The sequence below is a fragment of the Paraliobacillus sp. JSM ZJ581 genome (assembly GCF_044383835.1).
GTDB lineage: Bacteria > Bacillota > Bacilli > Bacillales > Amphibacillaceae > Paraliobacillus.
The window spans coordinates 39,592-64,424 of the sequence record NZ_JBISEP010000003.1 but is presented as its reverse complement, the minus strand read 5'-3'; the positions used below and the strand labels follow the sequence as shown (position 1 = coordinate 64,424).

The following is a 24,833-nucleotide window of genomic DNA, read 5'->3' as shown; positions in this document are numbered from 1 at the left end:
TTGTAGGGGTTAAAAAGCTGTTTCTTTTGTTAAGCGGTGACACTACCTTGACAATAAATTGTAAATATGATTAGCTATACACAATTGAATATGAAAATCACTAGGGGAGCAGTAGTTAGCTGAGAGAGACATGTCTTGACCCTTTGAACCTGATCTAGGTCATACTAGCGTAGGGAAGTGATGGTGAAATAGCCTACATTTATATGTGTTTATATTTAACCATTCCCTATATTAGTGGAGTGGTTTTTTTGTATTCAAAAATTGAAAAGGGGTAGATAAGATGTTGTTTTCTGATCGTTTGTTAGAAAAAGTTAAACCGGTGTGGGACAGTTATTTGGAACACCCTTTCGTAAAGGGTATCGGAGAAGGAACTCTCGATAAAGAGAAATTTATCCACTATATGAAACAAGATTATATCTATTTAGTTGAGTATTCACGCGTTTTTGCAATTGGTAGTGCAAAGGCAAATGATTTGAAAACGATGACACTCTTTGCGAATTTATTGTATGGCACAATGAATTTTGAAATGGACTTACATCGTGAATATGCAGCGAAATTTGGCATTTCAAATGAAGATTTAGAAAATACAGAGCCATCAGCGACGATGACAGCTTACACGAGTTATATGCTTAGTCAAGCGCAACTAGGTGGCGTAGAAAATGCAGCAGCAGCAGTTTTAGCATGCGCTTGGAGCTATAATTGGATTGGAAAACAGCTAGCAACTTGGCCGGGCGCATTGGAGCATGAGTTGTATGGAAATTGGGTGGAAACGTATGCGTCAGATGAATTTACTAAAATTGCTGAAGACTGTATTAGCCTAATCAACGAAATTGCAAAAAATAAGCCTGAGCATGAATTGAAAAAACTTGAAGATATATTTATTAAAACAAATTATTTTGAATATATGTTTTGGGATATGGCTGAAAACAAATCCATGTGGCCAGTAAAAGAATTAGCAATTGTATAAGGTAGAAAAAATAAATAGAAATTAACCATTAGGGCTGTATTTGCTTCATTCATATGTAAAGTTGAGAAAGGTGTTATCCTTCGCTCTTTCATTTAATCTAGTAGATACGATTTGAAAGAAGAGGTAGTTTAAAAGATATGTAGTTGTTTTGTATCTATTTTGCTAACCATTTCTTTCTGACTAAGTGGTTTTTTATTGTGAGAGGATGGATATGTTGAAAGATACGTTAGCAAAACTAGCGCTTCAAGTAGACGAACGTCAACAAGAGTTAATCGAGTTAGCGATGACACTTATCAAGTTTGAAACGCCTGCTCCTCCAGCAAGAAATACTGTGGACAACCAACGATTTATCGCAAAGTATTTAAAAAATCTCGATTTCAATATTGATATGTGGGATGTTTATCCAAATGATCCAAATGTAGTTGGTGTAAAAAAAGGAAAAGAATCGAACCTATATAATAGTTTGATTGTAAACGGGCATGTTGATGTTGCTGAAATTCGAGAAGATGAAAATTGGCTGACGAACCCGTTTGATCCGATTGTTTCAGATGAAAAGATTATCGGAAGGGGAGCTGCCGATATGAAAGGCGGGCTTTCTGGCGTATTATTTGCGTTAAAACTAATGCACGAAGCGGGTGTAGAACTCAAAGGAGATCTCATTTTTCAATCTGTTATTGGAGAAGAAGTGGGGGAAGCAGGAACACTTCAATGTTATGAACGAGGATATTCTTCTGACTTTGCACTTGTTGTAGATACAAGTGATTTACATATTCAAGGGCAAGGTGGTGTCATTACTGGTTGGATTACTGTAAAAAGTCCAGCCACCTACCATGATGCAATGAGGAGAAATATGATTCATGCGGGTGGACGATTGTTCGGTGCAAGTGCCATTGAAAAAATGATGATCCTAATTGAAGGATTGCAAGCATTAGAGCAACATTGGGCAATTACAAAACAGTATGAAGGTTTTTTACCTGGTACAAACACGATAAACCCTGCTTTTATTGAAGGGGGAAGACATCCTGCATTTATTGCTGATGAATGCAAATTATGGATAACTGTCCACTATTATCCGAATGAAACATACGAGGAAGTATGCCAAGAAATTGAAGACCATCTATGCGCAGTTGCAAAATCAGATCCATGGTTAAAACATCATCCTCCAACATTTGAATGGGGTGGACGTTCAATGATTGAAGATAAAGGAGAGATTTTCCCTGCTTTAGAAGTGAAAGCAGACAATCCAGCTGTACAATTATTATCTAAGAGTCATGAAGCAATTCATCATCAAAAAGCTACGATTGATGTATCGCCATCTGTTACAGATGGCGGCTGGTTTGGGCAAGTAGGCATCCCTGCTGCTATTTATGGTCCGGGAGATTTCCAAAATGCACATGCTGTCAACGAATCTTGTTCAATTAAACAGCTAGTTCAATTTACGAAAACGATGATTTATTTTATTCATGCGTGGACGAATACAAAAAAAGAAGAAAGGATAGCTAACGATGAAAATCAATGATGCTGTATTAGAGTTCAACAATGTATCGTTCAGTTATCCTCAATCGCAACATATTTTAGATAAATTGGCTTTCCGAATAAAACCTGGTGAGTTTGTCAGTATTATCGGAGCTAGCGGTACAGGTAAATCAACGATCTTTAGATTAATTGTTGGGCTTGAACAACCTACAAAAGGCTCGATTTATTTAAATGGTGTAGAAGAAACAAATCGTTTAGGCAAATTGGGCTATATGCCACAAAAAGACCTACTCTTACCTTGGAGAAATGTGTTAGAAAATGTTGCATTACCACTTGAAACGGAAAATAGAAAATATGATAAAGGTGCTGTTTTACAACAATTAGAAGCAGTTGGTTTAGGGCGTGTTCATGATAAATACCCGAATGAATTGTCAGGTGGTATGCGACAACGTGTATCATTTTTGCGTGCATCACAGGCTGCATCAGATTTATTATTATTGGATGAGCCATTTTCAGCTCTTGATGCGATGACGAAATTGCATATGCAGGAGTGGTTATTAACTCAATGGAATCAAACAGAAACATCGATTGTTTTTATCACACATGATATTGCAGAAGCATTGTTTTTATCTGATAAAATATTTGTGATTCGAGAAGCACCAATTCAAATGGTAGAAGAAATTGAAGTTCCATTGAAGCGACCACGTCAGCGACAACAATTAGATACTCCTCAATTAATTGAATTAAAAAATGAGCTTATGAATCTATTTAATATGCAGGTAATACGATGAAGAAATATTTTTATTCTACGATGCTTATTTGCCTTATGTTGGTTGTATGGGAAGTTGTCGCACGCATTGTCGCTGTATCGTTTATTCTCCCATCACCAATTCAAATTATCGAAAAATTATTTGTTTTAAAAGGTCCATTATTAAAAGAACATTTACCAGTTACGTTAACAGTGATTGGTATTGGTTTAACAATATCATTGCTATTAGGAATTGCGGTTGCGATGATGATGCATGGTTCAAAGCTGATTGAGCAAGCGATATATCCTTTATTGATTACTTCACAAACGATTCCGATCATTGCTTTAGCACCAATTTTTGTACTGTGGTTTGGGTATACGATTTGGAGTAAAGTTGTCGTTACCATTCTTATCACTTTTTTCCCGATCGCAATTGGCACATTCGATGGTTTACGTTCAACAGATAAAGATTTTAAAGAATTATTTCAAACTTTTGGTTTAACAAACCACCAAATTTTTCTTAAATTAGAAGTACCTTCGGCGCTACCATCATTTTTTTCGGGATTGAAAGTTGCTGTTCCGATGAGCGTCATTGGAGCAGCTATTGGTGAATGGCTTGGTGCGCAATCTGGGCTCGGCTATTTTAGTAGACGAATGATGACACAATTTGATGGAGCTGGAGTCTTTGCACCTATTGTATTATTATCACTTATTGGCATTGCACTATTTATGATTGTATTAATAATTGAAAAATTTTTTTTGAAATGGAGGAATATATAATAATGAAAAAAACTTTACGTCTGCTTGTAAGTTTGTTGCTAATAGTTGTACTAGTAGCTTGTAATAATGAACGTGATGTAAAAGAAGAAGAGAAATTGCATAAAATGACAATGATGTTAGATTGGTATCCGAATGCTGTACATACGTATTTATACGTTGCAAAAGAAAAAGGGTATTTTGAAGAAGAAGGTTTAGATGTAACATTTCAATTTCCAGCAAACCCAACAGATCCTTTAACACTTGCTGCTGCCGGAAAGGTAACGATGGGGATGTACTATCAACCTGATGTTATTCAAGCAGTCGCAAATGAAGGAATTCCGGTAAAATCTGTTGCAGCAGTCGTTCGTTCACCATTAAATCATATTGTATTTCGTTCAGACGATCCGATCAATAACCCAAAAGAATTGGAAGGAAAAAAAGTTGGCTATCCTGGAATTCCATTAAATGAAACGATCGTTAAAACAATTGTTGAAAATAATGGTGGAAATTATGAGAAAGTAGACATGGTAAATGTTGAGTTTGAATTAGGCTCTTCTTTAGTTACTAAACAAGTAGATGCAGTTAGTGGCGCGTATGTTAATCATGAAGTGCCACAGTTGAAAAGTGAAGGACACGATGTAGATTATATTAACCCGGTGGATCATGGTGTGCCAAATTATTATGAATTAGTTGCTGTAACAAGTGATGATACATGGAAAGAAGAAAAAGAGGAAATTGAAGCATTTTGGCGTGCTGCTCGAAAGGGATTTGATTTTATGGAGCAAAATAGTAAAGAGGCGTTACAGATTTTGCTCGATCAACAAGATGAAGCGAACTTCCCGCTAAATAAAGCTGTTGAAACAGAAAGCATGAATATTTTACTGCCAAAAATGAGAAGTGAAGCAGGCTTTGCAACACAAGAAAGGTCATCATGGGAAGAAACGGCTAAATGGCTTGAAGAAAACAGTTTAATAGAGAAAAGTCCAAACATTGATGAAATTATGGTCAATATTGAACCATAAATACTGTTTATCAATGGGAGAAATTTTGGTCAGACATATTGTGATTTAAATGGAAAGACAGCTCATATGAAATGATTTATTCGACACGATCGATTAACAAATATAAACCAGTTATATCTTAATATATTTTGAAAATTAGAGCCATGGTTACATCCTTTAGGAGTAGGGCTAATAAATAGTGGAAATATGGCCTCATAGGTTTGGATGTCTTTATCAAATGCTCTAAAAAAACAATTTACCTGTAATAGATAAAAGGGAACTTATCCTTTAATGCGATAGTTGAAATTCACTGTTAGTATCCATTATAAGAATCCTTTCTGTAGATTATTTTGTCATAATTTAATTCTAACAGAAATGGATTCTTTTTTATTTGTTTCTTGCCGGTTCTATTAAGCTTAATCCTATGGTAGACAAGGTCTTTGAAGATTATTAAGCTTATTTCATGTCAAGATTATTTTAATAATGTAACATTTCTCATAGGATTGTGGCGAATTTTCTTGTATAATGTAAAATGTATTGTTTTTTATAGAGAGATTGTCAATCATTATATTTAGTAAGGGGCTATCTATTTATGTACAAAATTGAAACATATGAAGAGCAGTCGTTTGTTATGTATCATTTGAGCAATGAAGATGATTCATCTTGGATCAAAGTTTGTCCGGAGCGTGGCGGTATTATTATCGGCTATGGCGTAAATGGAAAAGAATACTTATACTTAAATGAAGAAACACTCTATGATCGTAAACAGAATATTCGAGGTGGTATTCCAATTCTATTCCCAATATCAGGTCAGTTAAAAGACAAGCAATACGATTGGAATGGAGAAACTTATCAAATACCTAATCACGGTCTTGCTCGTATTCACCCTTGGGAAGTAATTGATACATCGTGTGATGAAGAAAAAGCTTCTATATCTATTTTATTTGAAAGTAGCATTGGAACAAAAGGAATTTTTCCGTTTGATTTTGAAGTTGTATTCACTTACACATTAAAGCAAAATCAAATGTTTGTTCATCAATCTTATCGAAATTTAGATACGAAACAAATGCCAATTTATCCTGGTTTACATCCATACTTCAAAACCGAGTCTAAAGTAGTTTCTTTAAATACAGATGCAACAACCTACTTCGACTATAATGATAATCAAGAGAAGCCTTTTGATGGCAAGGTCGATATGGAAGGATTAAAAGAAGCAATTGTATTAGAAACAGATCATGAAAAATTAGAAGCACAATATGATGGAGATGTTGATTTACGTATTGAAAGTGCGACTGATTTTCGTTATACAGTTATTTGGACAGAAGAAGAAAAAGATTTTATTTGTATTGAACCATGGACAGCTAAGAATGGAGAAATGTGTCGTAAAGATGAGTTACTTATGGTAGAACCAAAAGACTCATTAGAAACATGGGTTAGTTTTCAAATCGTATAAAATAAAATGGGACAAGGGTTAGATACCATGTCCCATTTTTTAAATTGTCAGTGTGATAAGGGAAGAGCTTTCTCTCTTAACGACTAGAAATGGAGTGATGGTATGCGAAGAGATTTTGGTGCATTTCAATTAGACGCTAACATCTTAGATGCATTAGATAAACTAGAATATTCAACCCCTACGGATGTTCAACAAGAAGTTATTCCTCTTTTTTTAAAAGACAATGATTTAATTGTTCAATCCAAAACTGGTAGTGGAAAGACTGCTGCTTTTTCCATTCCTCTCTGTGAAAAAGTAGATTGGTTAGAAAACAAACCTCAAGCACTTATATTGACACCAACAAGAGAGTTAGCACACCAAATTAAACAAGATATTATAAACATTGGTAGATATAAACGAATAAAAGCAATCCCCATTGTCGGAAAACAGTCTTATGAAAAACAAAAATTAGCTTTAAAGCAAAAAAATCATATCGTTGTTGGTACACCAGGGAGAGTATTAGATCACTTAGAAAAAGGAACGTTACCGATAGATGCTATCCGATATTTGGTAATTGATGAAGCAGACGAGCTATTTAATATGGGATTCATTGATCAAGTACGAGCAATTATTGAAAAATTGCCAATCGATCGTGTGACATCGCTTTTTTCAGCAACATTCTCGGAAGAAGTGGAACATATCTGTCAATCATATATGAATGCACCATTAACAATTAAATTGAACAAAGCCAATCAGATGAAAAATCGCACGACACACTGTATGGTTGATGTAACAGATGATAAAAAGTTAGATCTATTACAATCGATCTTAATTACTGAAAATCCTGATAGCTGTATCATTTTTTGCCGCACCCGAGAAAACGTGAATGCGCTTTCGAAACAACTAAAGGCTTGGCGGTTTCCAACTGAAAAAATTCATGGTGGAATGAGGCAAGAGGATAGATTTTATGTAATGGAAACATTTAAAACAGCTAGATTTCGCTATTTAGTTGCAACGGATGTTGCAGCTAGAGGAATCGATGTGGCAAACATTCCACTTATTGTTAATTTTGATATACCATTAGAAAAAGAAAGCTATTTGCATCGAATTGGTCGTACGGCTCGGGCAGGTAAGACCGGCAAAGCTATTACATTTGTGACAAATTTGGAACAGAACAACCTCGAGATGATAGAAACATACCTTGGTCAAGAGCTGACAAAACAAAAGCCACCTTCTAAAGCACAAATAGATAGGTGCAAAGCTGCTTTTTATAAAAAAATAAGCAGTAAACCGCAACCAAATGACCGAATTCAAAAAAAGCTCGAACAAGGTATTATGAAACTTTATTTTAATGGAGGAAAAAAGAAGAAAATTCGTGCATTGGATTTTGTTGGTACGATTACAAGCATTAACGGCGTTTCCTCAGATGATATAGGCATGATTACAGTTGAACATAATCAATCCTATATAGAAATATTGAATGGAAAAGGAATGCTCGTCCTACAAGCAATGAAACATAAAACAATAAAAGGGAAGCAATTGAAAGTACACCAAGCAAGAAAATAAAAATGGAACAGGGAATACAGACTCCTTGTCTTATTCTAAAGGGAAGAGGGCATTGTGATGACGCAAAAATTAAAATGGGGCATTTTAGCAACAGGTGATATAGCCGCAGCATTTGCAAGTGACTTGGCTTATACGGATAATGGAGAATGTTATGCGGTGGGCTCTAGAAAGATAAACTCAGCACAAAAATTTGCCGATAAATATGGTGCGACCAAAGCATATGGCACATATGAAGCATTAGTAGCAGATCCAAATGTGGATATCATATACGTGGCGACTCCACACCCATATCACAAGGAAAATGTACTGACAAGCTTACGAGCTGGAAAAGCTGTTCTATGTGAAAAGCCATTTACTGTTAATGCAAACGAGTTAGACGAACTAATTACTTATGCTAAAGAAAAGAAATTATTTTTAATGGAAGCAATGTGGACAAGATTTTTACCAGCAATTCGTCAAGTTCGAAAATGGATTAAATCAAATGCAATTGGTGAAATTCGTCTTGTTAAAGCAGACTTTGGTTTTCGAGCACCATGGTTACCAGAGTGGCGCTTACTCAACCCTAACCTTGGTGGTGGGGCTCTATTAGATGCAGGCATTTATCCTGTCTCTTTTGCATCGATGATCTTTGGGGCAAATCCAGAAAAAGTGGTGAGTACAGCACACATCGGTGAAACAGGAGTTGATGAACAGTTTTCTATCCTGTTAAGTTATTCAGATGGAAAAGTGGCTAGTTTAAATGGAGCTATTCGAGTTGGCTTAAAGAATGAGGCAACGATTCATGGAACAAAAGGCTACATTCAAATCCCCTCTTTCCATAATGCTAGAGAGGCTTCTTTACACGTAGCTGAAACGGTGCAAACATTTAAAGATAATCGTGAATCATTAGGCTTTCGCTTTGAGGCAGAAGAAGCTGGGCGCTTGATTCAAAACAACCAGCTAGAAAGTGATATTATGTCGTTAGATGAATCAGCAGCGATTATGAAATTAATGGACAACATTCGAGCACAGTGGGGATTAACTTACCCTTTTGAATCAAATTAAATGGAGAAGGAGGCTTTCCTCCTTCTTCATTTATGAATATTTTATGAACAGTCTTTTTTTTCATTGCAATTATATACCCCTAATGGTATTATTAGTTTGTGAAATAAATAACGATGAAGTTGTCAAAAATGAATAAAGAGTAGTTTATTATATTGGAGGTTTAATGAATGAGTAAACGTGTATTAATAGTAGGTGGCGTAGCTGGAGGGGCTTCTGTAGCAGCAAGAGTTCGTCGTTTAGATGAACAAGCGGAAATTATAATGTTTGAAAGAGGGCCACATGTATCGTTTTCAAATTGTGCTCTTCCCTACCATTTAAGCGGAGAAATTGAAGATAGTCGTCGTCTTGTGCTAATGAATCCAGAAAAATTTGATATGCAATATCGTATTGAAGCACGAACAAATAGTGAAGTAATAAAAATTAATCGTGATAAAAAAACGATAACAGTAAAAAACACACAAACAAGTGAGGAATACGAAGAGCAATACGATCAGCTAGTGCTTTCTCCTGGTGCAAGCCCAATTGTGCCACCGATTGATGGAGCAGATAAGAAGCATGTATTCACTGTGCGAAACGTAGTTGATATAGAAAAACTCAATCAATACGTACAACAAAAAGAGATTGAGAACATCGCCGTTATTGGTGGGGGCTTTATCGGGATTGAAGTAGCAGAGAATTTAGCTTATGCAGGAAAAAATGTGTCATTAGTAGAAGCGCAAAATCAAGTGATGGCACCATTTGATTATGATATGGTGCAAATTTTACACAAAGAAATGCTGGATAAAGGAATCAACCTCGTATTAAGTGACGGGATTACCAAAATTGAAGAGAACCAAATTCAGTTACAATCAGGAAATAAAGTAGCTGCTGATGCCGTGGTGATGGCAATTGGTGTTCGTCCAGAAACAACACTTGCTAAACAAGCAGGTTTAGCAATCGGTACGACAGGTGGTATTAAAGTAGATCACAATTATCGAACAACAGATGAGGCAATTTATGCTGTAGGTGATGCAATTGAAGTACACCATAAAATTACTGGTCAAAAAACACGTCTTGCATTAGCTGGCCCAGCACAAAGACAAGCACGTGCAGCAGCAGGCCATATGTATGGTATTCCACATCGAAATACTGGTGTAATCGGTTCTTCTGGAATTAAAATATTTGATTTAAATGCTGCCTCAACTGGTATCAACGAAAAACAAGCAAAAGCAGCAGGTATTGATTATGACTATGTGTATGTAATTCCAACAGATAAAGTTGGCATTATGCCTGGAAGTAATGTAATGCATTTTAAATTGCTGTTTGAAGTGCCAACTGGAAAAATCCTTGGTGCACAAGCAATCGGAAAAGGGAACGTCGATAAGCGAATTGACGTGATCGCTACAATGATCATGATGAACGGTACGCTAGAAGATCTAAAAGAGCTTGAACTGGTTTATTCACCTGTCTATGGAACTGCAAAAGATGTAGTGAACTTTGCTGCACTAGTAGGGCTGAATGTTTTAAATGGTGAGATAAAACAAGTTAAAGTGTCTGATACAAGAGAACTTGTAGAAAATGGTGCATTTATTATTGATGCAAGAGAGAAAAAAGAATATGAAGCAGGTCACTTAAAAACGGCAAAAAATATTCCATTAAGTGAATTTAGAAATCGTTTGGGTGAGATTCCAACGGATCAACCAGTATATATTCACTGCCGTTCTGGTCAGCGTAGTTATAATGTCGTTGCTGCTTTACGCAATATGGGATACGGCAACGTGTTTAATATGTCAGGATCATATCTAGGAATTTCTCTATATGAATATTTTAATGACCGAGCAGAAGAAAGAGAACCGATTGTAACGAAATATAATTTTAAATAATCGTCTATCTACAACTAATTGGAAAGGTAGTGTACTGATTTGCACTACCTTTTTCCTGTTAATGAAATCAAGCTTACGAGTCAAGTTTTGTAAGCATATACTATTAAAACAAGCATCATTTTTTATAAACAAATGAGTCGGAAAAGGTTTTTCTGCAAATCGAAAATACTGCTATGCTCTACATTTTCTTTGTAGCATGTTATAATAAATCCATCACGTATTGGAGGAAATAAAGATGGAGCAAGTATCTACAGATACAATAGAAGCAAGTAAAACTTCATTTCTTCAAGATGTCAAAGCGCTTTTCAAAGGACTTGTGCTTGTTTCTAACATATTACCAGTGCTTGCTGGAATAACTGCTGCACTTTATGTGAATCAAACTGCCACACATTCCATACTATCTACTATTCTTACATTGTTAGGAACGACATGTGTCATTGCAGGCGCGCTTGTGTTTAATAACTGGTATGATGTAGATATAGATGCAGTGATGAAACGTACAATGCATCGCCCGACAGTAACAGGCCAATTCGCATTATCTACTGTTTTTAATATTGCTATGATTCTATCTATTATTGGATTTATATTGTTAAGTTTCACAACGCTTTTAACCGTTATTTTTGCATTAATTGGCTGGGTTACTTATGTTTTTTTATATACAATTTGGGCCAAGCGTAGATATACTTGGAACACCATTATTGGTAGTGTATCTGGTGCGGTTACACCTTTAATTGGCTGGTATGCGATTACATCAGAGCTCTCACTTATTCCAATTGCTATGGTAGTTATCCTTTTTCTTTGGCAAATGCCACATACGTATGTAATTGCCATTAAAAAGTATAATGAATATAAAGTTGCTGGTGTTAAGATGCTACCCGTTACGCATGGAATTGATGTAGCGAAAAGAAGAACAACCTATTATCTAGCCAGCTTAATTCCTAGCTCGTTATTATTTTATCCACTTGGATCTGTATTTATGATAATTGCAGTTGCCATGGCTAGTGCTGGATTCATGATTGCTATTACTGGTTATCTGAAGCAAAAGGATGATTGGAACTGGGCGAATCAAATTTTCCTATTCTCAGTTAATTACATTATGTTACTGTTTATAGGAATCGTTATCGCGACATTTGTTTTATAGTTAAAAAGTCTAGTATTTTCTAATATGAAGTAGTATTATTTTCATTAGAGAGAATGACAGACTATCACATAGTATGCTGTTCTTAAGAAATAACAATTGAAAGGATAGGTGACGAATGAAAAGTACTGGTATTGTGAGAAAAACTGATCATTTAGGACGAATCGTATTACCAAAAGAATTACGAACATCTTTAAATATTGCAAATAAAGATCCTTTAGAAATTTTTACAGATAGTGATCGAATTGTTTTACGTAAATATAATTCAACTAAATCGTGTATGATTACTGGAGAAATTAGTGATCAAAATCAATCTTTTTTCAATGGGAAAATCACGCTTAGCCCTAAAGGAATCGAATTGTTACAACAAGAATTGCAATCATAATTACTTTTAAGCGAACGCACTTGTTTGAAGCAAGTATGTTCGCTTTTTCACGTGAATCATTTGTCCTCTATATGGATTGGTATAGACAACTATAGTTTTTCTATGCTAATCTTGAATTATATGAAATAAAATAGCAAGGAGCGGTTATATGTCTAAAAATAATACACTTTTAATTAAAAATGTGCGAATAATCACAGAGACAGTATGTAAGGAAAATGGATGTATTAAAGTAGTAGACGGAAAAATCACTGCTATTATGGATGCAATCGGTGATGACGTAGAAAGTTCTGTTGTTGATGGAAATGGATTAACTGCTATACCAGGGTTTATCGATTCCCATATTCACGGAGCAAATGGTGCCGATGTAATGGATGCCACGCCAGAAGCAATGGAAACAATGGCAAAAGCACTTCCAAAAGAAGGTACAACAAGTTTTCTTGCTACGACAATTACACAATCAGATCAAAATATTGAAGCTGCACTGAAAAATGTAGGTGCATATGATAATAAACCAGGGCAAGCAGAGGTTGTTGGTGTGCATCTGGAAGGGCCTTTTATTTCTACAAAACGTGCTGGTGCACAACCCGAGAAGTTTATCCAACAAGCCGATTTAGAAAAGTTCAATCATTGGCAAACACTAGCGAAAAATAAAATTAAAACAATCACAATGGCGCCAGAAACAGATCCAACTGGCGAATTTATTAAAGCCTTATCTGCACAAGGTATTAATGTTTCAGCAGGACATACAGATGCGGGTATCAATGAGATGAAAAAAGCTATTTCTCAAGGGGTAAGTCAAGTAACGCATATTGCAAATGCAATGACAGGAATTCACCATCGAGATATTGGTGTAGTAGGTGCTACTTTATTACTCGACCAAATAAAAGCAGAATTGATTGCAGATGGTATACATGTTTCGCCAGAAATGATTGAGCTAATTTATCAAAATATTGGTAGTGAGCGATTAATGTTAATTACTGATGCACTTCGAGCGAAATGCTTACCACCAGGCGAATATGATTTAGGTGGTCAAATGGCAACAGTCAACCATGAAAAAGCAGTGCTATCAGACGGAACATTAGCGGGAAGTATTTTACGTATGATAGACGCAGCTAAAAACATGACTGAATTTACAGAAGCAGACATGCAAGACATTGTGCAGATGACAGCAGTGAATCCTGCTAAACAACTTGATATTTATGACCGTAAAGGAAGTATTAGCATTGGGAAAGATGCAGATATTGTATTGATAGACAATAATTGGCGTGTGCACTATACTATCTGTAGAGGCAATATTGCATACTCAATTCAAGAAAAAGAATAGGAGAGATAAAATGGACTTTATTATTGTAGACAATTATGAAGAGATGAGTAAAAGAGCTAGGGATATATTTGTAGAAAAAGTAAATAAGAAGCCTAATGCAGTACTAGGTCTAGCAACTGGTTCTACACCAGAAAGATTTTATGAGTTATTAATTGATGCGTACAAGCAAAATAATGTATCATTTGAAAATGCAACAAGCTTTAATTTAGATGAGTATGTAGGTGTTTCACCAGATAACTCACAAAGTTATCACCATTATATGAATGAGAAGCTTTTTAATCATATTAATTTACCTGCTAAACAAGCGAATCTTCCAGAGGGTGAGACAGAAGATTTACAAGAAGCTTGTAACAAATATGAGGAAAAGATTAAAAATGCAGGCGGTGTTGATCTTCAGCTATTAGGAATTGGATTGAATGGTCATATCGGATTTAATGAACCAGGTACTCCATTCGACCAAGAAACCCATGTTGTGGACTTAGCACCCTCAACTCGTGAAGCAAATGCTCGTTTCTTTGATTCGATTGATGAAGTACCAACAAAAGCGATCACGATGGGTATTAAAACAATTATGCAAAGTAAACAAATCGTATTACTAATCTCTGGTGAAAAGAAAGCAGATTGTTTATATCAATTAGTAAATGATCCAATATCGGAAGATTTCCCTGCTTCTATTTTAAGAGAACATCCAAATGTAACAATTATTGCTGACAAAGCGGCAGCATCAAAAATAAATAAGTAAGAATAAGGGGACAGGCGATGATAGGCGCTGTCCCTTTTCTAATCGGACAAGGGATAAGGGAGTCTGTCCCCACCACTATTCCAAATCAGGGAGGTTAAGTCATGGAGTTGAGGCAATTGCAATATTTTCTTGAGGTGGCTAAGCGTCAAAGTATCTCTAGGGCTGCCGAAGCGCTACATATCTCGCAGCCAGCTTTAAGTAAAATGATAAAAAACTTAGAAATTGAATTAGGGATGACATTATTACTTCGAACCAATAAGACAAGTGAGTTAACCGATGCTGGGATGGTTGTGTTTGAATATGCGAAAAAAATGAATCAACAAATTGATGATATGATGACTATTTTGCATGATCTGACCGAATTAAAACGAGGGGAAATTCATTTTGGGTTACCTCCAATCATTGGGAGTTTATTTTTCCCAAATGTATTGGCTGCATTTCACAAAGCATACCCGAATATAAAAATTACCATCACAGAATATGGAGGCGCAAGGGTAGTTAGAAGTGTTGCAGAAGGGGAATTAGAGTTAGGTGTAACAGTGTTACCAATCGATGAAAGTCAGTTTGAGATTTATCCGCTATTTAAAGAAAATATGCAATTAATTGTACATCGTGATCATATGCTGGCTCATCGGAAGTCAGTAGATTTAAGTGAACTAGAAAAAGAAGAATTTATTTTTTATCATGAGGATTTTTCCTTGCATGATATGATATGGAAACGTTTTTTAGAGGTTGGCTATGAACCAAATATTTTATTTAAAAGCTCACAATGGGACTTGATGTCAGAAATGGTTGCTGCCGATTTAGGTATTGCTATTTTACCAAAATCGATATGTGAAAGGGTAAAAAGTAAATCCATTCGTGCCATCAATTTGACACCTGCAATCCCTTGGAATCTGGCAGTAATTAAAAAGAAAGGAAAATATCTTTCTCACGCCGGTCAAACATTTATCGATTTTATCCACTGATCTAGATATAACCAAAAGTTATGATGATCATAAAATATATGTATTTTACGAATACCAAAGACTCATGTATGCTATAAGAAAGGTTATATGTTAGTCAGGAGTGTTCGATGTGAGGATTGGAACAATTATTATACAAATCGTATTTATTCATCTTTTTCTATTTTTAGCAATAGGTTTAAAGCAGTTATTTGCTATTCCATTACCTGCTTCGATCATTGGCTTATTATTACTATTTCTTGCGTTAGTATGTAACATAGTAAAGTTAGAGTGGGTAGAACAAGGGGCAAATTGGTTAATGGCGGAATTATTACTATTTTTTATTCCTTCAGCAGTTGGAATTGTTAATTATAATGAAATTGCTAGTTGGCAAGGCGTGCAAATTGTTATTATTATTGGAATTAGTACTTTTCTCGTCATGAGCTTAACCGCATTCATTGCAGATTGGATAGCGAAGAAGAAGGGGGTGCATGTTAAATGATGATCTTACTTGTAACAGTGATGACTTATCTTTTTTACCGATTAACTAAACAGCTGAATAAAAAAGTTGCTTTTCCGTTATTTCATCCGTTATTAGCCACTCCTTTGTTAATTATCATCGTTATTACAGTGTTGAATATACCAGCAACAGAATATTTAGATGGAGCTGCATTCTTAACACATATGCTAGGACCTGCAACCATCGCATTTGCTATTCCTATCTATAAGCATTTACCACTATTAAAAAAGCATCTAGGTTTAATCATGGTTAGTATTACAGCAGGTTCATTAATTGCCATTTTTACTTCCTATGGACTATCTTTATTGTTACATATTGATCGTAGTTATTTAGTTAGTGTGTTGCCACGATCAATTACTACTCCGATTGCGATGGAAATTTCAAAAGAAATAGGGGGATTACCAACGTTAACGACTGTTTTTGTTATTATTACTGGAATTGTCGGTGGGATCATGGGGCCTGCGGTGATTAAACGTTTTGCGATCACTTCACCAATGGCACAAGGGCTTGCTTTAGGAATGAGTGCGCATGGTGTAGGTACAAATAAAGCGATGGAGTATGGAGAGCAGGCGACTACTTTCTCAACTTTAGCAATGATACTTGCTGCAACGATTACGATTGTTTTGGGAAAACTATTAATACCAACACTTGTTGCGTTCATATAATAAAAGAAAAGCGATATGTTCTAGATGTTCTCTCTAGAATATATCGCTTTTTTAATACTGAAATGGTCAAACAACATGCATCATGTACATCTCTGAAAAAATGCGCACGATGTATAGAAATAGTTATGTCTCGAAAAGAGATTATATAGTGATATTTTATATTTCAAATAAAGGACTTACTGATTCTTGACGATAAACGCGTAAAATAGCTTCACTAAATAATGCAGCTGTACTTAGCTGTGTCATTTTGTTACTCCATTTTTCATCAGGAATTGGAATCGTATCTGTAACGACGAGTTCTTTAATTGGTGAAGCATCAATTTTTTCTGTTGCAATTCCCGATAGGACTGGATGAGTACAAGTTGCATAAACTTCTTTTGCCCCGTTATCAATCAATGCCTGTGCCCCGGTTGTTATACGTCGTCCAGTGTCAACGATATCATCAATAATAATCGCTGTTTTTCCTTCGATATCCCCAACTACACTGAGATGAGGTGCATCAACATCTCTTGGGCCGCGTCGATCTAGAATAGCGATAGGTGCTTCCAAACGATCAGCGAATTGTCGTGCTCGTTTTACACTCCCATGATCGGGTGCAACAACGACAACATCTTCAAATTTTTTATCAGAAAAATAAGCTGCAAGTATTGGAATTCCTGTTAATGGATCAACGGGAACATCAAAAAATCCTTGTGTTTGGGTCGCGTGAATATCTAGTAACATTACACGTGATGCCCCTGCTGTTTCGATCAAATCAGAAACCAGTTTTGCCACGATTGGTTCACGTGCTTTCGTTTTACGATCCTGACGTGCATATCCATAATAAGGGATAACAACATTAATTGTTCTTGGAGAAGCTCGTTTTAATGCATCCAACATAATTACTAATTCCATAATATGTTGATCTGAAGGATCGGATGTAGATTGAACCACATAGACATCACATCCACGTACACTCTCTTCAATATTTATTTGTACTTCTCCGTCACTAAACGTTTTTACAGAACAATCTCCTAGCGTTACACCAGTGTGTTTTGCAATTTTCTTTGCTAATGCTGGATTTGAGCTTAATGTGAATATTTTTAGTTCATTTAACTTGTCTGTTGACACAAACTATCGCCCCTTTTTTAAAAGATAAGAAAGGATAAATTCCAATCAATATTCAGTACACTTTTTTGTAAAGTTATTCGTTACTTAACAAGTAATTAATCCTGTCACTACTAAGTTTGTCCTTTTATATGGAAAACGTGCGTTTATTTATTAGATAAATAAAACAGTTATAGAATGATTGTAAAACAAATCACTAAATAATGCTAGCTATCTTCTATTGAAATAATTAAAATATGCTAGAAATGTTACGATACAATGTAATACTTTAATCGTTGGTTCATTAAATGATTTTATAAAGAGATAGAGACGAGAAAATTATTCTTTGATATAATGTGATATTAGTAAGAAATTATATAATTTTGAAAGTAAAATAAATGATTAGATGTGTGTGTCATCGATGACTATTATCCAAAAGTAATGTTGTACGAATAAGCTAAGATATTTTTCATACAAATTATTAATATGTTTGGCTGATTCTTATTGATGATAAGTTGTAGTAATGATTGGAGGAAATTAGAATGGACTGGAAAAGCAATTATGAAAAATGGAAAAATTTCAATAATTTAGATGAAGAACTAAAAGTGCAGTTGAATGATTTAGAAGGTGATGAGAAAAAATTAGAAGATAGCTTTTATAAAGAATTGGAATTTGGTACAGGTGGCATGCGTGGTGAATTGGGACCAGGGTCTAATAGAATGAACATTTATACCATTCGTAAAGCGGCTGAAGGATTGGCAAGATATATCGATATATATGGTGATGAAGCAAAAACACGTGGTGTAGTGATTGCATACGATTCACGATTCAAATCTCCATTATTTGCAATAGAAGCAGCGAAAACACTTAGTAATCACGGCATTCAGACCTATGTGTTTGATGCATTACGTCCGACACCAGAACTTTCTTTTGCCGTGAGATATTTACATGCATATAGTGGCATTGTTATAACAGCTAGCCATAATCCACCAGAATATAATGGGTTTAAAGTATACGGATCTGATGGTGGACAACTTCCTCCAGGACCTGCTGATGAAGTTGTAAACAAGGTAAATGAGGTAGAAAATGAACTGGAAATTCCAGTTGCAGATGAAAAAGAAATCAAACAAAGTGGTTTGTTACAAATTGTAGGTGACAAGATTGATGAAGCATATCAGCAACAGTTACAAACGATTGTAGTGAATCCATCGATCATTAAACAAGTGGCAGATGATTTCAAGATTGTTTATACACCATTACATGGCACTGGAAATATTCCTGTACGTGAAGGGCTCAAGAGAATGGGTTTCAAGCATGTAGAAGTAGTAGCGGAACAAGAACTTCCTGATCCTAATTTTTCTACAGTCAAATCACCAAACCCAGAAGAACATGCTGCCTTTGAATTGGCAATGAAGCAAGGTGAGAAAACGAACGCAGATATTTTGTTAGCAACCGATCCTGATACAGACCGTGTTGGGGTAGCGGTGAAAAATGATTCAGGAAAGTATCAAGTATTGACAGGTAATCAGGTTGGGGCTTTACTGTTGCATTATTTAATCACTGAAAAACAACAGCAAGGCACATTACCAGCTAATGCAATAGTATTTAAAACAATCGTTACCTCTGAGATTGGTAGAGTCATCGCACATACTCATGGATTAAATATTATCGATACATTAACAGGTTTTAAATTTATCGGTGAAAAAATTAAAGCATTTAAAGAAACTGGAGAATACGAATTTCTATTTGGTTATGAAGAAAGCTATGGCTACTTAATTGGTGATTTTGTAAGAGATAAAGATGCGGTTCAAGCGTGTATGATGGCTGCTGAAGCTGCAGCATATTATAAGACAAAAGGAAAAACGTTATATCAAGGATTACTAGAAGTGTTTGAACAATATGGTTATTATTATGAATCATTGCAATCACTAACTCTAAAAGGAAAAGATGGAGCGGAACAAATTCAATCGCTATTAACAGCATTTCGAACCAATCCACCTAAAGAAATATTAGGAAATCCAGTTGTTGAGATTGAAGATTATCAATCAAGTGAGCGAACATTCACTAATACTGGGGAAACTGAACCAATTGTCTTACCAAAATCAAATGTATTAAAATATAAGTTAGCGGATGGATCTTGGTTCTGTCTACGACCATCAGGTACTGAGCCAAAGATTAAATTTTATTTTGCGGTGAATGGTGATACTTCGGAAGCGACCAAGAATAAATTAAGTAACTTTGAAGCTGAAATCATGAAACGTGTACACGAATTAACAGATTAATCATAAAAAAATTCTAAATAAAACAGTGAAGAATCAATCAAATTAGTTTGGCTCTTCACTGATTTTTTATTACTATTGCCTTCACTCAGAGCGTATGCCATAATTAGTGAAACCTTTTACGTAATACAAGCGTCCATAATATACAAGCATCATACACATGAAAAATATAAATAAATATGTAACTGTAGAAAGAGGTGCTTTTGTAATGAGCAAAAGTAGATTAACAAATAAAAAGACGAAAAAAAGAAAAGGATTAAGAATTGCACTTATTATCTTCATCCTTCTTCTGCTAGGTATTGTAGCTTTTTTATTTTCTATCTGGTGGAATGCCAAGCAAACGGTAGATGATGAAATTCATCAAGGAATCGACAGTATCGACACTACAGTAGCAAAAGATAAGATCAATAAGGGAGAGTCACTCAATGTATTATTGTTAGGTGTTGATGAGCGGAAAAATGATTCTGGGCGCTCAGATGCTTTAATGATACTTTCCATTCATCCAGATGATGATAGTATTCAAATTATTAGTATTCCGAGAGATACTAGAGCTGAAATTGTTGGTAATGGTACAACAGAGAAAATAAATCACGCCTATGCAAAGGGTGGAGCCAACATGGCTGTAGATACAGTAGAAAAATTCCTTAATATTGAATTAGACTATTATGTGAAAGTAAATATGGAGGGATTAGAAGGACTGGTCGATGCTGTTGGTGGAGTTACTGTACAAAATGAGCTAGCATGGGTCGATTCAGGGTATTATAAAAAGGGGTATGCATATAAAGAGGGTGAGATTCATTTAGATGGTGCCCAAGCATTAGGCTATGTTCGCATGCGTAAGCAAGATCCAGAAGGTGATTTTGGACGGACGAAAAGACAGCGTAAAGTGATTGAAGCTATTATTAATGAAGGTGCAAGTTTTGGTTCCGTTACAAAAATAAGTGACATCCTAGATGTACTAGGAACAAATGTAGAAACAAATATGGACTTTACTGATATGCAAAATTTATTTTTAAATTACCGGAATACAAGAAAAAATATTAACACGTATATGTTGGAAGGACAAGCACAGATAATAGACAGAGTTAATTATTTAATTGTGTCAGAAGAAGAAATTAATAAAGTGCATGATATGATTACTAAGTAGTGGGGTTAGTCCGTGTCTTCTCTTAAAAATGCGGACATAATATTACAGAAAAAGACGTCTTTAATGAAAGGCGTCTTTTCGTCTGCATGATAATCCCCAAAAAAATATGTAGTTATTACTCAGATTCAAATGTTAAGTTCTAAAGGGTGTTTGTAATGTAGAAAGCAGAGGATAAGAATCCCGGAATTTCTATCGTTTTTTTGTCATTATTGTCGATAAATCTGCCTTATTAAATCAATAAGTTCTGAGCGGATAAATAGGTGGATTATTTGGAAGAAAATAAAAAAGAAGAGAGATGTTATTAATTATTTTTTTTGTTAGACGAAACAATATAATCATAAATTAGCTTGTCTAATTCTTGTGAAATAGCTACTATATCTTGTTTGTTTTGTGTATTATCAAAATGTTGATACATTTGATGTCTAAGTTCTTCAATCTTTTCTATTTTTTCCTTGTCTGATTGATCAATTATTTTTTTATTCTCTTGAAGGAATGGAATCATTCTCACCACCCAATAAAAAGTTGATAGTGTTAGTCTATACCAAAGGTGATAGAAAGTAAATAGAAGGAATTTAACTAATTCTGTCGATTCATGTTTTTTTATTGAATGGGATTTATGGAACAAAAACCCCCTTTAAATAAGAAAAGCTATTCTCGTTTTATTGAGAATAGCTTTTCTTAAATGATCAGCCTGTATTGCGTAGTCCAGCTGCTATACCATTAATAGTAAGCAATACTTCGGTTAATAGATTGCTTAGCACTTCTTCATTACTTCCGTGCGCATCTTCCATCCGAAGTTGTGAAATTAAATTGACTTGAATTAAGTTCAGTGGGTCTACTAAAGGATTACGTAATCGAACAGATTCTTTAATATTCGGTTTATGATCCATCAGCTCTTCTTGTTTTGAAATTTTTAATACCATCGTTTTTGTTAAATGGTATTCTTCAACAATTTGGTCATAGATGCGTGTTTGGATCTTTTCATCTGCAACCATTTTAATATATTCTTTAGCTGTAGTAAGGTCTGCTTTTGTAAGAGCCATTTGTAAGTTATTAATGGTTGATTGAAAGAAAGGCCAAGTGTCATAAAGCTCTTGTAATAAAGCTAAGTCATCTGTTTCTTTGATAAATTGATGAAAGCCAGTTCCAGCAGCGAACCAAGCAGGAAGTAGCTGTCTACTTTGCGTCCAAGCAAATACCCATGGAATTGCACGTAAATCTTCAAATCGATCACTACCTTTACGTTTCATAGGTCGAGAGCCAATATTTAATGCCCCCAACTCATTCAATGGTGTGGCTTGGTTGAAATAAGTTAAAAATCCATCATCATCAAATACTAATGATTGATATTTATTTAATGCATAATTAGAAATACTGCTCATTGCTTTTTTCGCTTTTTTAGATGGAACATCCTTTTGGACTGAATCCTCTGTCAATCCAGCAATTGAAGTCATCATTGTTGTAGTGGCTTGTTCCAAACTACGATAAGCAATATCAGTTAATAAATAGCGCGAAGATAGTACTTCCCCTTGCTCGGTAATCTTCACTCCATCACCTAAAGTGATAGGTGGTTGTGATAAAAGACTAGTGTAAAGTGGTCCGCCACCACGACCTAAGGAGCCACCACGACCGTGGAAAAATTTTAATTTTACACCGTAAGAAGAAGCGATAGAGTGAATTTCCTCCTGTGCTTGATAAAGCTCCCAGTTAGCAGTTAACGTTCCACCATCTTTGCTGCTATCAGAGTAACCAAGCATAATTTCTTGTAATTCACCACGTGCTTCAAGGTGTTTGCGATATAATGGGATGTCAAATAGTTCCTTAATCATCGCAGGACCATTTTTTAAATCATCAATCGTTTCTAATAAAGGTGCAACATGGAGTCGACTTTTTACATGCCCGTTTGGATAAACACGATATAAACCGACTTCTTTTGCGAGTACAAGTACTTCAAGTAAATCACTTACTGAAGCTGTCATACTGATTAAGTAAACTTCAATAGCACGTTCGCCAAATGTATCTTTTACGTCTTTGATCATTCGGAATGTGTTAATCATTTCTTGTGTTTCATCTGAAAACTCGTCATAAATAGATATAAGCGGACGAGGATCTTCTAATACTTTCTTTAGAACTTCTAATTTTTCAGCTTCAGCTAATTCTTTATATGTTGGTGCAATATTTACTTGACGCAGAATTTCTGCAATTGCAGCTTCATGTTCTCCACTATGATTACGTATATCCAGTGTAGCTAAATGGAATCCAAAGACTTCTACTTGACGGATTACTTTACGTAATAATTTAACTGGATTGTTAGATGAATGATGCATGACTAAACTATCTTGAATCAAATGTAAATCATCAAGTAATGCATGTGCATCAACATATGCACGGTCGTCATCTATTTCTGTGTATTCAATACGTTTTAACATTAAGCCAAGTTTAATTCGATATACTTCATCCTCTTTATGCCAACCACTGTAATTCAATTCTTTACGATCTTTTTCGATCGACTGTAAAATCTCATCGCTCACTTCAACTTTTTTCGTTGATTGACTCAATAATTCCTTTAGCCTATCTAGTGAATCTTTATATTTATTGAGCACAAGTGATCGATGTTCTCTAAGTGTTTGTAGCGTTGTCTTGGCAGTAACATTTGGATTTCCATCACGATCTCCACCAATCCATGAGCCAAAACGAAGAAAAGAAGGCACATGCCAACGTCGATTGTATTTTTCGAAAAGTAGATCTTCTAAGTCTTGATGTAATCGTGGTAACACATCAAATAGCACTTTATCAAAGAAGTATAACCCATTCGAAACCTCTTTCATGACGGAAGGTTTTTTCTCGCGAATTTCAGATGATTGCCACAATATTGTTATCTCGTTTTCAATTGTTTCTTGAATCACTTTTTTAGAGTATCTTGTATAGGAATGATCCCAAGCTTTTAATAAGTCTGCAATACGTTGGTGAATACGCAACACGGTTCTTCTTGTGGCTTCAGTGGGATGTGCTGTTATAACTAATTCTAAAGATAATTGTTCTAGTAATTCTTCAATTCTTTCTGGTGTGATGTTATTTTCAAATAAACGATTCACCCCATCCTCTAAAGACCCCGGTTGAATGATCGAATCATCTTGAGCTTGATATTCTCTACGTCTTCTTCCACGATACGTTAATTCAGCGATATTGAATAGCTGTAAGTTCACAGAAAATGCTCGAATTACATTTTCTCTAAGCGGTGGTTCCAGCTGATCAATTTCTTTTTTAATTTGTAAATACATATTTGGATCTTGCGAATCTCTTAATGATGTTGTTAACGTACGAATTTTGTTAACTTTTTCAAGTAATTCTTTCCCACCCTCATGAAATAATACGTTATCTAATATTTCATTCAGGTACTCTACATCGCGATGCAGAGATACAGTACTATTTCCTTTCATACTCAATTCCATTTCGCTCACGTCCTTTCAAAGAATGCTATTAAAATACGGTATACTTTTTTGACAAATAGACGATGTACTGTTTACAGTTTTTGTTTAAAGACATGTATCTATTTTAACATGTTTCTCTAATGAAATTAACAGAAAAGTTTGTATTTTTAATTATATTCCCATTTTTTACAGCTCATGATCATATTAGTGTATAAGAAATTCGCTATAGAACAGTATATTTAATAAGTGTATCTGAATTAGTCTCATTTGAAAAGTAAAATAATTGAAGACAAAATAAAAATAACTATTGATAACGG

21 protein-coding genes and 1 riboswitch are annotated in these 24,833 nt (G+C 35.1%); of the genes, 18 read left to right on the top strand and 3 right to left on the bottom strand.

The annotated features are described in order from the left end of the window. The first annotated feature begins 92 nt into the window (after window positions 1-92). Window positions 93-193: riboswitch (TPP riboswitch) on the top strand. A gap of 87 nt (window positions 194-280) precedes the next feature. From tenA to ACH6CY_RS03175, 16 genes are all read left to right on the top strand, one after another. After that, window positions 281-967, top strand: coding sequence for a thiaminase II (gene tenA / locus ACH6CY_RS03250; protein ID WP_374065819.1), 687 nt, complete (start codon window positions 281-283; stop codon window positions 965-967). Between the two features lie 214 nt (window positions 968-1,181). After that, window positions 1,182-2,486, top strand: coding sequence for an acetylornithine deacetylase (locus ACH6CY_RS03245; protein ID WP_374065903.1), 1,305 nt, complete (start codon window positions 1,182-1,184; stop codon window positions 2,484-2,486). Beyond that, entirely contained in the window at window positions 2,473-3,234 is a 762-nt protein-coding gene (locus ACH6CY_RS03240; protein WP_374065818.1) for an ABC transporter ATP-binding protein, read from the top strand. The genes ACH6CY_RS03245 and ACH6CY_RS03240 overlap by 14 nt, the downstream gene beginning before the upstream one ends. After that, the gene (locus ACH6CY_RS03235) at window positions 3,231-3,971 is read left to right on the top strand and encodes an ABC transporter permease (protein ID WP_374065817.1); all 741 of its coding nucleotides are present in this window, start codon (window positions 3,231-3,233) and stop codon (window positions 3,969-3,971) included. The genes ACH6CY_RS03240 and ACH6CY_RS03235 overlap by 4 nt, the downstream gene beginning before the upstream one ends. A gap of 2 nt (window positions 3,972-3,973) precedes the next feature. Continuing rightward, window positions 3,974-4,972, top strand: a complete 999-nt coding sequence (locus ACH6CY_RS03230) for an ABC transporter substrate-binding protein (RefSeq protein ID WP_374065816.1) — start codon at window positions 3,974-3,976, stop codon at window positions 4,970-4,972. 571 nt (window positions 4,973-5,543) lie between these two features. After that, complete coding sequence (locus ACH6CY_RS03225; protein ID WP_374065815.1) at window positions 5,544-6,404, top strand: aldose epimerase family protein; 861 nt, start codon at window positions 5,544-5,546, stop codon at window positions 6,402-6,404. Between the two features lie 102 nt (window positions 6,405-6,506). Continuing rightward, window positions 6,507-7,949, top strand: a complete 1,443-nt coding sequence (locus ACH6CY_RS03220; RefSeq protein WP_374065814.1) for a DEAD/DEAH box helicase — start codon at window positions 6,507-6,509, stop codon at window positions 7,947-7,949. A 57-nt stretch (window positions 7,950-8,006) separates the two neighbouring features. Next, window positions 8,007-8,993 carry a Gfo/Idh/MocA family protein gene (locus ACH6CY_RS03215; protein ID WP_374065813.1) on the top strand — a complete coding sequence of 329 codons (987 nt, stop codon included), beginning with the start codon at window positions 8,007-8,009 and terminating at the stop codon, window positions 8,991-8,993. A 167-nt stretch (window positions 8,994-9,160) separates the two neighbouring features. Further along, complete coding sequence (locus ACH6CY_RS03210) at window positions 9,161-10,855, top strand: FAD-dependent oxidoreductase (RefSeq protein ID WP_374065811.1); 1,695 nt, start codon at window positions 9,161-9,163, stop codon at window positions 10,853-10,855. A gap of 235 nt (window positions 10,856-11,090) precedes the next feature. Continuing rightward, a complete protein-coding gene (gene cyoE / locus ACH6CY_RS03205) occupies window positions 11,091-11,996 on the top strand; it encodes a heme o synthase (protein WP_374065810.1) in 906 nt (301 codons plus the stop codon). 115 nt (window positions 11,997-12,111) lie between these two features. Continuing rightward, window positions 12,112-12,378, top strand: a complete 267-nt coding sequence (locus ACH6CY_RS03200) for an AbrB/MazE/SpoVT family DNA-binding domain-containing protein (protein WP_374065809.1) — start codon at window positions 12,112-12,114, stop codon at window positions 12,376-12,378. 148 nt (window positions 12,379-12,526) lie between these two features. Continuing rightward, on the top strand, window positions 12,527-13,702 hold the full coding sequence (gene nagA, locus ACH6CY_RS03195) for an N-acetylglucosamine-6-phosphate deacetylase (protein ID WP_374065808.1): 1,176 nt from the start codon (window positions 12,527-12,529) through the stop codon (window positions 13,700-13,702). Window positions 13,703-13,712: 10 nt separating this feature from the next. Next, a complete protein-coding gene (gene nagB / locus ACH6CY_RS03190; protein WP_374065807.1) occupies window positions 13,713-14,444 on the top strand; it encodes a glucosamine-6-phosphate deaminase in 732 nt (243 codons plus the stop codon). Window positions 14,445-14,545: 101 nt separating this feature from the next. Next, window positions 14,546-15,412, top strand: a complete 867-nt coding sequence (locus tag ACH6CY_RS03185; RefSeq protein WP_374065806.1) for a LysR family transcriptional regulator — start codon at window positions 14,546-14,548, stop codon at window positions 15,410-15,412. A 109-nt stretch (window positions 15,413-15,521) separates the two neighbouring features. Next, window positions 15,522-15,890, top strand: coding sequence for a CidA/LrgA family protein (locus ACH6CY_RS03180; RefSeq protein ID WP_374065805.1), 369 nt, complete (start codon window positions 15,522-15,524; stop codon window positions 15,888-15,890). Then, window positions 15,887-16,573 carry an LrgB family protein gene (locus tag ACH6CY_RS03175; protein ID WP_374065804.1) on the top strand — a complete coding sequence of 229 codons (687 nt, stop codon included), beginning with the start codon at window positions 15,887-15,889 and terminating at the stop codon, window positions 16,571-16,573. The genes ACH6CY_RS03180 and ACH6CY_RS03175 overlap by 4 nt, the downstream gene beginning before the upstream one ends. Window positions 16,574-16,729: 156 nt before the next feature. Here ACH6CY_RS03175 and ACH6CY_RS03170 read toward each other — a convergent pair whose 3' ends face one another. Next, entirely contained in the window at window positions 16,730-17,683 is a 954-nt protein-coding gene (locus ACH6CY_RS03170; RefSeq protein WP_374065803.1) for a ribose-phosphate diphosphokinase, read from the bottom strand. Window positions 17,684-18,201: 518 nt separating this feature from the next. On the opposite strand from ACH6CY_RS03170, the gene ACH6CY_RS03165 reads away from it, so the two are divergent. Together ACH6CY_RS03165 and ACH6CY_RS03160 are read left to right on the top strand one after the other, a co-directional pair. Further along, window positions 18,202-19,941 (top strand): phospho-sugar mutase, encoded by a 1,740-nt coding sequence (locus ACH6CY_RS03165; protein ID WP_374065802.1) that lies wholly within the window; start codon window positions 18,202-18,204, stop codon window positions 19,939-19,941. A gap of 205 nt (window positions 19,942-20,146) precedes the next feature. Next, window positions 20,147-21,085 carry an LCP family glycopolymer transferase gene (locus ACH6CY_RS03160; protein WP_374065800.1) on the top strand — a complete coding sequence of 313 codons (939 nt, stop codon included), beginning with the start codon at window positions 20,147-20,149 and terminating at the stop codon, window positions 21,083-21,085. 301 nt (window positions 21,086-21,386) lie between these two features. On the opposite strand, the gene ACH6CY_RS03155 is transcribed toward ACH6CY_RS03160, so the two are convergent. Further along, the gene (locus ACH6CY_RS03155) at window positions 21,387-21,587 is read right to left on the bottom strand and encodes a Spo0E family sporulation regulatory protein-aspartic acid phosphatase (RefSeq protein ID WP_374065799.1); all 201 of its coding nucleotides are present in this window, start codon (window positions 21,585-21,587) and stop codon (window positions 21,387-21,389) included. Window positions 21,588-21,771: 184 nt separating this feature from the next. Further along, window positions 21,772-24,537, bottom strand: coding sequence for a phosphoenolpyruvate carboxylase (gene ppc / locus ACH6CY_RS03150; RefSeq protein ID WP_374065798.1), 2,766 nt, complete (start codon window positions 24,535-24,537; stop codon window positions 21,772-21,774). Between the last annotated feature and the right edge of the window lie 296 nt (window positions 24,538-24,833).